A 10595-nucleotide genomic window follows, 5' to 3' on the forward strand; every position below is an offset into this window, starting at 1 on the left:
GGTGCGACTACCGGGCCCGCTCCACCCTGCGCTCGTCCCACACCGGCTCGGCCGTCTCGCGCACCCGGCCGTCGCTGCCGAAGACGAGGAAGCGGTCGAAGGAACGGGCGAACCAGCGGTCGTGGGTGACCGCGAGGACCGTGCCGTCGAAGGCCTCCAGGCCCTCCTGGAGGGCTTCGGCGGACTCCAGGTCGAGGTTGTCGGTCGGTTCGTCCAGCAGCAGGGCGGTGGCGCCGGCCAGTTCCAGCAGCAGGATCTGGAAACGGGCCTGCTGGCCGCCGGAGAGCCGGTCGAAGGGCTGCTCGGCCTGCTGGGTGAGCTCGTAGCGGCGCAGCCGTGACATGGCCGCGCCGCGGTCCTGGGAGTGCTCCTTCCACAGGATGTCGAGCAGGGTGCGGCCCTCCAGCTCCGGGTGCGCGTGCGTCTGCGCGAAGTGCCCGGGCACGACCCGTGCCCCGAGCCTCCACTCCCCCGTGTGCGCGACGTCGTCCCCGGCCAGCAGGCGCAGGAAGTGCGACTTGCCCGAGCCGTTGGAGCCGAGGACGGCGACCCGCTCGCCGTAGAAGACCTCCAGGTCGAACGGTTTCATCAAGCCGGTCAGTTCGAGGCCTTCGCAGGTGACGGCCCGTACGCCGGTGCGGCCGCCCTTGAGGCGCATCCTGATGTCCTGCTCGCGCGGCGGCTCGGGCGGCGGTCCGGCCTCCTCGAACTTGCGCAGCCTGGTCTGGGCCGCCTGGTAGCGGGAGGCCATCTCGTGGCTGACGGAGGCCGCCTGGCGGAGACTGAGCACGAGCTTCTTGAGCTGGGCGTGCTTCTCGTCCCAACGGCGGCGCAGCTCCTCGAAGCGGGCGAAGCGTTCCCGGCGGGCCTCGTGGTAGGTGGCGAAGCCGCCGCCGTGCACCCAGGCGTCCGCGCCGGCGGGCCCGGGTTCCACGGAGACGATCTTGTCGGCGGCGCGCGAGAGCAGTTCACGGTCGTGGGAGACGAACAGGACCGTCTTGCGGGTCTCCCCGAGGCGCTCCTCCAGCCAGCGCTTGCCGGGCACGTCGAGGTAGTTGTCCGGCTCGTCCAGCAGCAGCACCTCGTCGGTGCCGCGCAGCAGCGCCTCCAGTACCAGTCGCTTCTGCTCGCCGCCGGAGAGGGTGCGCACCTGCCGCCACTGCGCCCGTTCGTAGGGGACGCCGAGCGCGGCCGTGGTGCACATGTCCCACAGTGTCTCCGCCTCGTAGCCGCGCGCTTCGGCCCAGTCCGCGAGCGCCTGCGCGTACGCCATCTGGGCGGCCTCGTCGTCGACGGTCATGACGGCGTGCTCGGCCTTGTCGACGGCTCGCGCGGCCTCGCGGACACGGGGTGGTGCGACGGAGACGAGCAGGTCCCGTACGGTCGTCTCGTCCCGTACGGACCCCACGAACTGCCGCATCACGCCGAGCCCGCCGCTGACGGTGACCGTGCCGCCGTGCGGCTTGAGCTCGCCGGCGATCAGACGGAGCAGGGTGGTCTTGCCGGCACCGTTGGGGCCGACCAGGGCGACGACGGCGCCTTCGCCGACCCGGAAGGACACGTCACCGAGCAGGGTCCTCCCGTCGGGGAGGTGGTACTCGAGGTGCGCGGCTTCCAGGTGTCCCATGGGGAGGCATTCTCCGGGGCACCCGGGACCGGGGGCAAACGCTTATCCGGCCGCGTCGACCGGCCGCCCGGCCGGTCCGCTCTCCCCCGCCGGGGCCACGACCGTGCCCTGCCAGGTGAGTGCCTTCCAGCCGTCGGCCGGGGAGCCCTCCAGCGCCACCACCCCGGTGTTGTCGAGGGGCCGGGCGGCGGCGAAAGCCACGTCGACGTTGTCGGCGCGGGCGGCGGTCCACATGCGGATGGCCGCGCCGTGGCTGACCAGGGCGACGGTGCCGGCACCGCTTTCGGCGGCCTCGGCGACGACGGCGTCGTACCGGGCCAGCGCCTCACTGCCGCTCTCCCCGCCGGGCATGCGCAGCGCGGTGTCCCCTGCCGCCCAGGCGAACACCGTGCGCATGTACAGCTCGCCCGGGCCCGAGTCGCCGGGCAGCATCTCCAGATCCCCCGCCGCAACCTCGCGTATGCCGTCCCGGACGGTCACCTCGAGGCCCCGGGCGGCGGCCAGCGGGGCCGCCGTGAGCTGGGTGCGGACGAGAGTGGACGCGTACAGGGCCTCGATGTCCTCGCCGGCGAGGGCCGCCGGGAGGGCGGCGGCCTGCCGCTCGCCGAGCTCGGTCAGGCCCGGGCCGGGCACGGCGGTGTCCAGCAGGAAGTCGACGTTGGACGGGGTCTGACCGTGCCGGACGAGGAGCAGGCGCATGCGGGGTCCTTCCACCACGGACAGCGTCGGACAGATGTCCGCCGACAAGAAACGGGCACTTCAGGGTATCCGCACCCACATGAGCCCAGACGTCGACCTCACCGTCCCCCGGCCCGGCCCGCACGCCCTGCGCGACAAGCTGCTCGGCCTCGACTGCCGACTGTTCGAGGTGGCCGCCGAGCGGAGCTGGCCCGGCGCCGAGCGGGTGCTGCCGCGGCTGAGCCGCAGCGCCAACCACGGGGTGCTGTGGTTCGCGACCGCCGCCGCCATGGCCGCCGTCCGCACCCCACGCGCCCGCAGGGCCGCCGTCCGGGGCCTGGCATCGCTGAGCCTGGCCTCCCTGACCATCAACACCCTCGGCAAGCGCTCGGTGCGCCGCCCGCGTCCGGTGCTGGACCCGGTGCCGCTGGCGCGGCGGCTGAAGCGGCAGCCGATCACCACCTCCTTCCCTTCCGGCCACTCCGCGTCGGCGGCCGCCTTCGCGGCCGGTGTCGCCCTGGAGTCGCCGGGCTGGGGGGCGGTGGTGGCCCCGGTGGCGTTCTCCGTCGCCATGTCCCGCGTGTACACCGGCGTGCACTTCCCCAGCGACGTCCTGGCGGGCGCCGCTCTCGGCGTGGGCGCCGCGTACGCGGTCCGGGGTCTGGTGCCGACCCGGGCGCAGGCCAGTCCACCGGCCCGGCCGCGTGCCGAGGTGCCGGCACTGGAGGAGGGCGACGGTCTGGTGGTCGTCGCCAACACGGCCTCGGGGACCTCCGACCGGGTGCGCGCGCTGCGCGACGCCCTGCCGAGGGCGGAGGTCGTCGAGTGCGCGCCGGACGAGGTGCGCACCGAGCTGGAGAAGGCGGCGGCGCGGGCCAGGGTGCTCGGGGTGTGCGGCGGCGACGGCACGGTGAACGCCGCCGCCGGGATCGCCCTGCGCCACGGCCTCCCCCTCGCGGTGCTGCCCGGCGGGACGCTCAACCACTTCGCCCTGGACATCGGCGTGGAGGACGCGCGGGACCTTGCCGGGGCCGTCGAGCGCGGAGAGGGCGTGCGGGTGGACGTCGGCCGGTTCAGCGCCGCTGACCGTGAGGGCGTCTTCCTCAACACGCTCAGTCTGGGTGTGTATCCGGAACTGGTGCGCGAGCGGGAGCGCTGGTCGGGCCGGATCGGCGGCTGGTCCGCCGGGGTGCTCGGCGCGTTGCGCGTGCTGCGTGCCGACCGGCACCCGCTGGCGGTCGAGGTCGGCGGCGAGACCCGCCCGCTGTGGCTGCTGTTCGTGGGCAACGGGATCTACCACCGCATGGGGCTGGCGCCGGGCCGCCGTGCCGACCTGGCGGACGGGCTGCTGGACGTCCGCGTGGTGCACGGCAGCCGCAGGCCGGCGCTGCGTCTGCTCGCGGCGGCCGCGGCGGGACCGCTGACCCGTTCCCCGGCGCACGCGGCGGTGCAGGTGGGCCGGCTGCGTCTGGCCGGGGTGGAGCCCGGCACACCGCTGGCGTACGACGGTGAGGTCACGGAGGTGTCGGGCGAGGTGACGCTGGAGAAGCTGCCCGAGGCGCTGACGGTCTACCGCCCGCTCCCGCAGACACGATGAACCGCCTGTCCGCGCAGGTCTGTCCGCACCGGCTGCCGGCACGGGTTGTCCACATAACGAGATATAGAGTCTCATCATTCGGCCGAGACGCGTACGGTGGTGCTCACCGACGACCGAATGGGGTGCAGCGATGCCCAAGCCGCAGGAGACCGCCGTCTACACGCACGGACACCACGAGTCGGTGCTGCGTTCGCACACCTGGCGGACCGCCGCCAACTCCGCGGCCTACCTGCTCGGCTCGCTCAAGCCGCACATGCGGATCCTGGACATCGGCTGCGGACCGGGGACCATCACCGCCGACCTGGCGGCGCTTGTCCCCGACGGGCATGTCACCGGGGTCGACCACGCGCCGGGGATCCTGGAGCAGGCGCGGGCCACGGCGGCCGAGCGGGGCCTGACGAACGTCGACTTCGCCGTCGCCGACGTGCACGCCCTGGACCACCCGGACGACACCTTCTGCGTCGTGCACGCCCACCAGGTGCTGCAGCACGTCGGCGACCCGGTGCAGGCGCTGCGCGAGATGCGCCGGGTGACGAAGCCGGGCGGCATCATCGCCGTCCGTGACTCGGACTACTCGGCGATGACCTGGTATCCGGCGGTGCCCGGTCTGGAGGACTGGCTCGAGCTGTACCTGCGGGTGGCCCGGGCGAACGGCGGCGAGCCGGACGCCGGACGCCGGCTGAAGTCCTGGGCACTGGCCGCCGGGCTCACCGACATCACGGCCTCCTCCGCCACCTGGACCTTCGCCACCGCCGAGGAGCGGGCCTGGTGGAGCGGGCTGTGGGCGGACCGCACCGTCGCCTCCTCCTACGCCGCCCGTGCCACCGAGGGCGGTCACGCGACGGCCGGGCAGCTCGCGGAGGTGGCACGGGCGTGGCGGGAGTGGGGCGAGCGGCAGGACGGCTGGTTCGCCGTCCTGCACGGAGAAATTCTGTGCCGTAAGTGAGCCTGATCACGAAATTCCGGGAAACCCGGAATGCAGGAGGTTCACATCATGGTTCCCATCCTGCTGGTACTGCTTCTGGTGCTCATTCTCTTCGGCGCCGGATTCGCGGTGAAGTTGCTCTGGTGGATCGCCCTGGCAGTTCTCGTGGTCTGGCTGCTGGGTTTCCTGGTTCGCGGAACCGCCGCGGGCGGCGGCAGGAGCCGCTGGTACAGGTGGTGAATTGACCCTGGGGGAACGGCGCCGACGTCATTCCCGGGGCAGCAGTGGTCCGAGCGGCCCGAGGTCCAGGTTCAGGTCCTCGGGCCGCAGTCCGTAGCGGTCGCGCAGCTCGGCCATGCGGTCCTCCAGGAGCATCAGGGTGAGCCCGATCCGCTCCTCCTGCTCCTCGGTGAGGTCGCCCGTGTCGAAGCGGCGCAGCGCCTGCCGCTCCATGAGCTGCCGCAGCAGCTCCACAACGGTCAGGACGAGTTTCACCAGGTCGCGCTCGACCGTGTCGGGCTCCAGGTCCAGACGGTTGCGCGGGGTCATGACGGCTCCTCACTCGAAGGGTGACGGGACCTGCGCGTTCACCGAGCTGATCAGCGCGTTCAGGTCGATACGGACGAGGTCCACGTCCGCGATGCGCAACGTGATGTCCCCGGTGATCACCACCCCGCCGGCCAGCAGCCGGTCCAGCAGGTCCACCAGGGCGATCTCGCGGCGTTCTATGACGGTCACGTGTCCTCCCCGCCCTCTCCCTCACCCGGAGCACGCGTCACGGCGTCACCGGCGTCACCGGCGTCACCGGCGTCACCGGCGTCACCGGCGAAGGAGTAAGGCGCCCACGGGCCGGTGAGTTCCACGCGCAGCCCAGGGGTGTCGTCTTTCGCGCTGTCCACCATTTCCACGAATTCCTCGGAATGCGCACGGGGCACGAGATAGGCCGCGTTGAGCACGTTCCGCCCCGAGGCCCCGGAAAGCTCTGGATTCTGCGGGGCATGCAGCCGGGAGTCCTCGGCCTTTTCGGAAAGCTCCCGGTGCAGACGGTCCGCGAATGCCTCGGCCTTCTGCCACATGTCCTCGTGCGACCGGGTCTGCGCGCGCCGCTGCCGCAGATAGTCCCGGCCCGACACAGGCTTCGACGAAGAGCTTTCCGGCTGGGCCGGCGCGATGTCGGCGTACACCTTCACTCCCCATTCCACCCGGCCGTCGAGCCGGTCGAGCGTGCGCCGGAACTCCTCCTCCCGAGCCTCGATCATCGTCCGTACGCCGCTGTCGTCGCGGAAGACGGTGGCCAGGCGCAGCGGGAGCGGGGTGGTGACGGTGGTGAGCGCGTCGATCACGCCCTGGTGGGCGCGGGCGGTCGCGGTCAGCCAGTCCAGGTCCTCCAGGCGGGCGCGCAGGGCGTCCTCGGCGAAGTCGGCCTCGGAGACCGTACTGAGGACCGCGACCAGCCCGTGGTGGTGCAGCAGCGCCGGCGGGGCGCCCCCGATGCCCGTCAGCTGGACCTGCAGGGGCGCGCCGAAGGGGCGGCAGACGGCGTAGACGTACCGCAGTCCGGTCATGATTCCTCCCTCTGCGCGCGGCGGGGCTCCAGTTGCAGTTCCTCCAGCCGCGCCAGCCGTTCGCGCAGCTCGGTGTTCTCGCGCGCGAGTTCGTCCCGGCGGGCCTTGGAGGACAGGGCGGGATCGCTCTCCCACCAGTCGATGCCCATCTCCTTCGCCTTGTCGACGGAGGCGACGATGAGCCGCAGTTTCACGGTGAGCAGTTCGATGTCGAGCAGGTTGATCCTGATGTCGCCCGCGATGACGATCCCCTTGTCGAGCACCCGCTCGAGGATGTCCGCGAGGTTGGCTCCCCCGCCCTGGCCATAGGGCTCGGGGAGCCGGTTGGGCGTCGTCATCGACGGCTCCCGCGCTCAGCGTACTCGGGTTCCTCTTCCTCCTCGTACGCCTCCTCCTCGGGCTCCTCCTCGTACTCACCGCTGTCTTCCTCGGCGGACGGAGCCTCTTCGCCCTCTTCTTCCTCCTCGGGTTCCTCTTCCTCGCCCTCGGGTTCTTCCTCGTCGCCCTCGTACTCCGCCTCGGGCTCTTCCGCCTCGGGCTCTTCCTCCTCGGGCTCTTCCTCCCCGCCCTCGGCCTCGTCCTCGTACTCCTCTTCGCCTTCCTGCTCCTCGCCGCCCTCGTCGGCCTGCTTCTGTTCCTCCTCCTCGGCGACCGCGTCCTCGTGGCTCTTGACGACCTCGCCATCCTGGATCTCGCCGCGCCAGGAGTCCTGCGCCTCGCCCTTGAGGGTGATGAACCGTGCGTAGTTCTTCAGGTCGAGCCGGACACGGCGCCCCTGGGCGCGCCAGATGTTGCCGGTCTTCTCGAAGAAGCCGCTCGGGTAGTACTCGATGACCAGCAGGACGCGGGTGAGGTTGTCGTCGAGCCGGTGGAAGGAGACGACGCCCTTGTGGGTGCCCTTGGCACCCTCCGTCGACCACTGGATCTTGTAGTCGGGCACCTGCTCGACCGTGCTGCCCTTCCAGCTGCGGCTGGACCACCAGATCTTCGCCTGCCAGTCGGAGTGGGTGTCGTCGGCGCGGCTCGCGCTCTTGACGCCCTTGGCGAAGGTGCTGAAGTCCTGGTACTGGGTCCACTGGTCATAAGCGGTGCGCACCGGCACGCCGACATCGACGGACTCGATGATGACGATGGGCTTGTTGCCCCCGCCCTTGCGCTTGCCCCCCTTGCCGCCGCCCCCCAGGCCCTTCAGCTTGTCCATGACGGTGTCCTTCGCTCTGGAGGCTCCGAGCTCCAGCGCCGACCGCAGCGGACCCTTGCCCTGGGCGATCTTGCGACCGCCTTCGAGAGCCAGCTTGGCGAAGCCGGGGCTGTTGCCCTCCGCGATGTCGGTGAGCTTGCCCGTGGTCTCGCCGAGCTTGCGGCCGAAGCCGGCCAGCAGTCGCTGGGCCTGCGCCGCGAGGTATTCCTGGGCCTCCGCCTTCAGACGGTCGGCGGCCTCGCTGTGGGCCAGGCCGGTGAGCGGGTTGTCCTTCGCCGTGCCGGTGGCCCCGCCCGCCGCCTTGCCTGCCGCTGAGGTCGCGGATCCGAGGGTCTCGGTCATCCTTCATCGCCACCCTTCGGCTGCCGGGACCGGGTGGCGTTGCCGGCCGCGGCCGTCTTCTTCGCGGCCGGCTTCCCGGCCGCGCTCTGGGTCTTCTTCGCCGTCTTCTTGGCGGGTGCCTTCTTGGCGGGTGCCTTCTTGGCGGGTGCCGTCTTCGCCGCCGCCTTCTTGGCCGGGGCCTTCTTGGCCGGCGCCTTCTTGGCGGCCGGCTTCCCGGACTTTTCCTGCTCGTCCTGCCCCTGCTGCGTGTCCGCCTCCTCGGTGTCCTCGGTGTCCTCGGTGTCCTCGGCGTCTTCCGCGGTCTCGGACTCCTCGGGCCCCGTGCCGGGCACCGCGCCCGAGAGCTGGTCGCGGACCTGGGCGGTGCGGCCGTGCAGCCGGTCGGCGAGGGAGTTCATCTGCCGCTCGGCCATGCCGCTCGTCGCGGCCTTGCCGACGCCGCGCAGGTCCTCGCGGAGCTGGTCGCCGATCTCCTTGAACTGCGGATTGTTCTGCAGTTGCTGGTTCACGAGGTCCGCGATACCCCGCGGAGTGAGGTTCAGCTTCTTGCCGGCCACCAGCGAGCCGACCGCGACGGCCATCTTCATCTTCTTGGTACGTCCGAGGACGTACCCGGCCCCTATCGCGAGGCCAAGAGCCGTTCGGTTCATATTCCCGTCCCGTTGCCCGTCGTCTCGCCGGATCCCATGGCGGTCTCCAGCCGGTCGAGAAGCTCGTCCTCGCGCCGGTCGAACTCCTCCTCGGTGATCTCGCCCGCCTCCAGCTGTTCCTCGAGGCGGGCGAGTTCGGCCCGTACGGTGGAGGGGTCGTAGTAGATGCGCTCCGCCTCTCGGAGCACCTGTCCGATGACCCACGCACTGCCGCGCACCGGCGCGAACGGCAGCAGCAGCACCTCACCGATCAGTCCCATCCGCTACTCCCTCCGCTTCCCGCGGAGCGCTATTCCGCTCCCGCGTCCGCGCCGGCCGTGGTGCCCGCCGGCTCGGCGGGGCCGGGCTCGACGAAGCTGTACGGCGGCAGCGGTCCGTTGACACGCAGTTCGACGTGGGCGAGGGACCGGCGGGCCTCCTCGACGGCGGCCAGGAAGTCCTCGGCCGAGCCGCGGTCCACCAGGAACGACACGTTGACCAGCCAGCCCGTGGACTCGGGGCCCACGCTCACGGCGTCCGTGAGCGGCGCCAGCGCGCGCTGCACCTCGGCGGCGTCCTCCGCCTCCTTGGCCTTGACGGCGGAGGCCACCATCTCGCCCAGGCGGATCTTGTCGTCGTAACTGCCGCCGCCCGACTTGCGGTTGGCCTCGGCGAGGGCACGCAGCTCCGGGCTCTCGGCCATCACGCGGTGCAGTACGGCCTCTTCCACGTGGCTGGCCTTTACGTTGTACTCGACCTTGCCGTCCAGCGCCCGCAGGCGCTCCTTGTAGTGGTCGGCCCGCTCGGCGAGCACACCGGTGACCGTGGCGTCGTCCGGGGCGACGCTGCCGAACCGCATGGGCAGCACGCAGGCGGCCGCGCCGGACTCGGCCAGCACGTTCTGGTGCGCGAGCAGGTCCCTGCGCTTGGGGCGCAGTCCCTCGGGGGCGTCGCTGACGATCGCGGCGAGGTCGCCCTCCTTCAGGATCCGCACCGGCATGGGCGGCTCACCGACACCGCCCATGCCCTCGGGAAGCGCGGGGTGCGAGCCGGCGGTGATGGCGTAGACGTAGGTGCTCACTCCTGCTCCTCCTTCCTGCGTGCCGTGGTCTTGCGGGGCCGCGGCCTGGATTCCTGCTGCTCACCTTCGCCGCGCGCCTGCTTGAAGGCGTCCGAGACGGTCTCGGCGGCTCCGGACAGCGCCCCCTTTGACTTGCCCTTGGCGCCGGACTCGGTGAGCTCGCCGACCAGGTCGGGCAGGCCCGGGTCCTTGCGCGGGCCGGACTCGAGGTCGAGCCGGTTGCACGCCTCGGCGAAGCGCAGGTACGTGTCGACGCTGGCCACGACGACACGCACGTCGATCTTGAGGATCTCGATGCCGACCAGGGAGACCCGCACGAACGCGTCGATGACGAGACCCCGGTCGAGGACGAGTTCCAGTACGTCGTAGAGGCCGCTGCTGCCGCCTCCGCCGCCGGTCTGCTGTGCCGGGACTACGGTCATGCCGACCGCGCCTCCTTGTCTGTGTGATGGTGTACGGACGTGCTGACTGCGGGCGGCCTAGCGGCCGCGTGCGTCGGCCCGCCCGCGTTCGTAACGGCGGGCACGCCGGTAGCCGGTGAGCTGGCCCTCCGGGTCGAGTTCGACCTGGTAGCTCGCCATCAGGCTCATCGTGTCCGGAACCCTGGCGAGTTCGAGGACCTCCACCTCCAACGACCAGCCGTCCTCGGTCTGTTCGAAGGACGAGACCGACTCGGGGGTGAGGCCGGTGAGCTCCGCGAGCTGGGCGCGTGCCCCGCGCAGCACCTCCATCGGGCTCGGCCGGTGCTTGGCCGCCGTGCGCCGGTCGGTGTCCTTCTGTGGCTCCTGTGAGTCCTGCGAGTTGTCGGCTTCCTGTGATTCTTGAGCTTTCTGTGAGCTCTGCGAATCAGATGTGTTTTTTGTGTTCGACATGGCCACCTCTCCCCTCCGTGTGGCCGGAAGGACGTTGGCCAAACCTTTGGAGCGCATGCTTCGGCGGCGCGGGCCGTC

At 71.4% G+C, this 10595-nt stretch carries 15 protein-coding genes; 3 read left to right on the plus strand and 12 right to left on the minus strand.

Going from position 1 to position 10595, the window contains the following annotated elements; all coding sequences use genetic code 11:
* Nucleotides 1-7: 7 nt before the first annotated feature.
* Complete coding sequence (locus ACFYZQ_RS28775) at nucleotides 8-1627, minus strand: ABC-F family ATP-binding cassette domain-containing protein (RefSeq protein ID WP_389153679.1); 1620 nt, start codon at nucleotides 1625-1627, stop codon at nucleotides 8-10.
* A gap of 42 nt (nucleotides 1628-1669) precedes the next feature.
* The gene (locus ACFYZQ_RS28780; protein ID WP_389153681.1) at nucleotides 1670-2326 is read right to left on the minus strand and encodes a histidine phosphatase family protein; all 657 of its coding nucleotides are present in this window, start codon (nucleotides 2324-2326) and stop codon (nucleotides 1670-1672) included.
* 79 nt (nucleotides 2327-2405) lie between these two features.
* Here ACFYZQ_RS28780 and ACFYZQ_RS28785 point away from each other — a divergent pair, with 79 nt between their 5' ends.
* The 3 genes from ACFYZQ_RS28785 (at nucleotide 2406) to ACFYZQ_RS28795 (ending at nucleotide 5067) form a co-directional block, all read left to right on the plus strand.
* Nucleotides 2406-3902, plus strand: coding sequence for a bifunctional phosphatase PAP2/diacylglycerol kinase family protein (locus ACFYZQ_RS28785; RefSeq protein WP_389153683.1), 1497 nt, complete (start codon nucleotides 2406-2408; stop codon nucleotides 3900-3902).
* A gap of 130 nt (nucleotides 3903-4032) precedes the next feature.
* Nucleotides 4033-4848, plus strand: coding sequence for a class I SAM-dependent methyltransferase (locus tag ACFYZQ_RS28790; RefSeq protein WP_389153686.1), 816 nt, complete (start codon nucleotides 4033-4035; stop codon nucleotides 4846-4848).
* A gap of 48 nt (nucleotides 4849-4896) precedes the next feature.
* The gene (locus tag ACFYZQ_RS28795) at nucleotides 4897-5067 is read left to right on the plus strand and encodes a hydrophobic protein (RefSeq protein ID WP_388796148.1); all 171 of its coding nucleotides are present in this window, start codon (nucleotides 4897-4899) and stop codon (nucleotides 5065-5067) included.
* 27 nt (nucleotides 5068-5094) lie between these two features.
* Here the strand turns inward: ACFYZQ_RS28795 and ACFYZQ_RS28800 are convergent, their stop codons facing one another.
* The 10 genes from ACFYZQ_RS28800 to ACFYZQ_RS28845 are packed head-to-tail and all read right to left on the minus strand — an operon-like array spanning nucleotide 5095 to nucleotide 10517.
* A complete protein-coding gene (locus ACFYZQ_RS28800; RefSeq protein ID WP_388796144.1) occupies nucleotides 5095-5376 on the minus strand; it encodes a gas vesicle protein K in 282 nt (93 codons plus the stop codon).
* A gap of 9 nt (nucleotides 5377-5385) precedes the next feature.
* Nucleotides 5386-5565 (minus strand): gas vesicle protein, encoded by a 180-nt coding sequence (locus ACFYZQ_RS28805; protein WP_388796141.1) that lies wholly within the window; start codon nucleotides 5563-5565, stop codon nucleotides 5386-5388.
* Complete coding sequence (locus ACFYZQ_RS28810; RefSeq protein WP_389153689.1) at nucleotides 5562-6392, minus strand: GvpL/GvpF family gas vesicle protein; 831 nt, start codon at nucleotides 6390-6392, stop codon at nucleotides 5562-5564. The genes ACFYZQ_RS28805 and ACFYZQ_RS28810 overlap by 4 nt, the downstream gene beginning before the upstream one ends.
* Nucleotides 6389-6730, minus strand: coding sequence for a gas vesicle protein (locus ACFYZQ_RS28815; protein ID WP_389153692.1), 342 nt, complete (start codon nucleotides 6728-6730; stop codon nucleotides 6389-6391). Before ACFYZQ_RS28815 ends, ACFYZQ_RS28810 begins: the two co-directional genes overlap by 4 nt.
* The gene (locus ACFYZQ_RS28820) at nucleotides 6727-7935 is read right to left on the minus strand and encodes an SRPBCC family protein (protein ID WP_389153695.1); all 1209 of its coding nucleotides are present in this window, start codon (nucleotides 7933-7935) and stop codon (nucleotides 6727-6729) included. The genes ACFYZQ_RS28815 and ACFYZQ_RS28820 overlap by 4 nt, the downstream gene beginning before the upstream one ends.
* Complete coding sequence (locus ACFYZQ_RS28825; RefSeq protein ID WP_389153698.1) at nucleotides 7932-8585, minus strand: DNA primase; 654 nt, start codon at nucleotides 8583-8585, stop codon at nucleotides 7932-7934. The genes ACFYZQ_RS28820 and ACFYZQ_RS28825 overlap by 4 nt, the downstream gene beginning before the upstream one ends.
* On the minus strand, nucleotides 8582-8845 hold the full coding sequence (locus ACFYZQ_RS28830; RefSeq protein WP_389153700.1) for a gas vesicle protein GvpG: 264 nt from the start codon (nucleotides 8843-8845) through the stop codon (nucleotides 8582-8584). The genes ACFYZQ_RS28825 and ACFYZQ_RS28830 overlap by 4 nt, the downstream gene beginning before the upstream one ends.
* Nucleotides 8846-8874: 29 nt before the next feature.
* Entirely contained in the window at nucleotides 8875-9645 is a 771-nt protein-coding gene (locus ACFYZQ_RS28835) for a GvpL/GvpF family gas vesicle protein (RefSeq protein ID WP_389153703.1), read from the minus strand.
* On the minus strand, nucleotides 9642-10067 hold the full coding sequence (locus tag ACFYZQ_RS28840; protein WP_389153706.1) for a gas vesicle structural protein GvpA: 426 nt from the start codon (nucleotides 10065-10067) through the stop codon (nucleotides 9642-9644). The genes ACFYZQ_RS28835 and ACFYZQ_RS28840 overlap by 4 nt, the downstream gene beginning before the upstream one ends.
* Before the next feature lie 57 nt (nucleotides 10068-10124).
* The gene (locus ACFYZQ_RS28845) at nucleotides 10125-10517 is read right to left on the minus strand and encodes a gas vesicle protein (protein WP_389153709.1); all 393 of its coding nucleotides are present in this window, start codon (nucleotides 10515-10517) and stop codon (nucleotides 10125-10127) included.
* Between the last annotated feature and the right edge of the window lie 78 nt (nucleotides 10518-10595).

The sequence above is a fragment of the Streptomyces sp. NPDC001843 genome, from assembly GCF_042891955.1.
Lineage (GTDB): Bacteria > Actinomycetota > Actinomycetes > Streptomycetales > Streptomycetaceae > Streptomyces.

Excerpts from the sequence above, each read along its gene's own strand:
- ACFYZQ_RS28840 (WP_389153706.1), bottom strand. The coding sequence starts at position 10,067 with ATGACCGTAGTCCCGGCACAGCAGACCGGCGGCGGAGGCGGCAGCAGC.
- ACFYZQ_RS28780 (WP_389153681.1), bottom strand. The coding sequence starts at position 2,326 with ATGCGCCTGCTCCTCGTCCGGCACGGTCAGACCCCGTCCAACGTCGAC.
- ACFYZQ_RS28795 (WP_388796148.1), top strand. The coding sequence starts at position 4,897 with ATGGTTCCCATCCTGCTGGTACTGCTTCTGGTGCTCATTCTCTTCGGC.
- ACFYZQ_RS28800 (WP_388796144.1), bottom strand. The coding sequence starts at position 5,376 with ATGACCCCGCGCAACCGTCTGGACCTGGAGCCCGACACGGTCGAGCGC.
- ACFYZQ_RS28810 (WP_389153689.1), bottom strand. The coding sequence starts at position 6,392 with ATGACCGGACTGCGGTACGTCTACGCCGTCTGCCGCCCCTTCGGCGCG.
- ACFYZQ_RS28825 (WP_389153698.1), bottom strand. The coding sequence starts at position 8,585 with ATGAACCGAACGGCTCTTGGCCTCGCGATAGGGGCCGGGTACGTCCTC.
- ACFYZQ_RS28790 (WP_389153686.1), top strand. The coding sequence starts at position 4,033 with ATGCCCAAGCCGCAGGAGACCGCCGTCTACACGCACGGACACCACGAG.
- ACFYZQ_RS28775 (WP_389153679.1), bottom strand. The coding sequence starts at position 1,627 with ATGGGACACCTGGAAGCCGCGCACCTCGAGTACCACCTCCCCGACGGG.
- ACFYZQ_RS28820 (WP_389153695.1), bottom strand. The coding sequence starts at position 7,935 with ATGACCGAGACCCTCGGATCCGCGACCTCAGCGGCAGGCAAGGCGGCG.
- ACFYZQ_RS28845 (WP_389153709.1), bottom strand. The coding sequence starts at position 10,517 with ATGTCGAACACAAAAAACACATCTGATTCGCAGAGCTCACAGAAAGCT.
- ACFYZQ_RS28815 (WP_389153692.1), bottom strand. The coding sequence starts at position 6,730 with ATGACGACGCCCAACCGGCTCCCCGAGCCCTATGGCCAGGGCGGGGGA.
- ACFYZQ_RS28830 (WP_389153700.1), bottom strand. The coding sequence starts at position 8,845 with ATGGGACTGATCGGTGAGGTGCTGCTGCTGCCGTTCGCGCCGGTGCGC.
- ACFYZQ_RS28785 (WP_389153683.1), top strand. The coding sequence starts at position 2,406 with ATGAGCCCAGACGTCGACCTCACCGTCCCCCGGCCCGGCCCGCACGCC.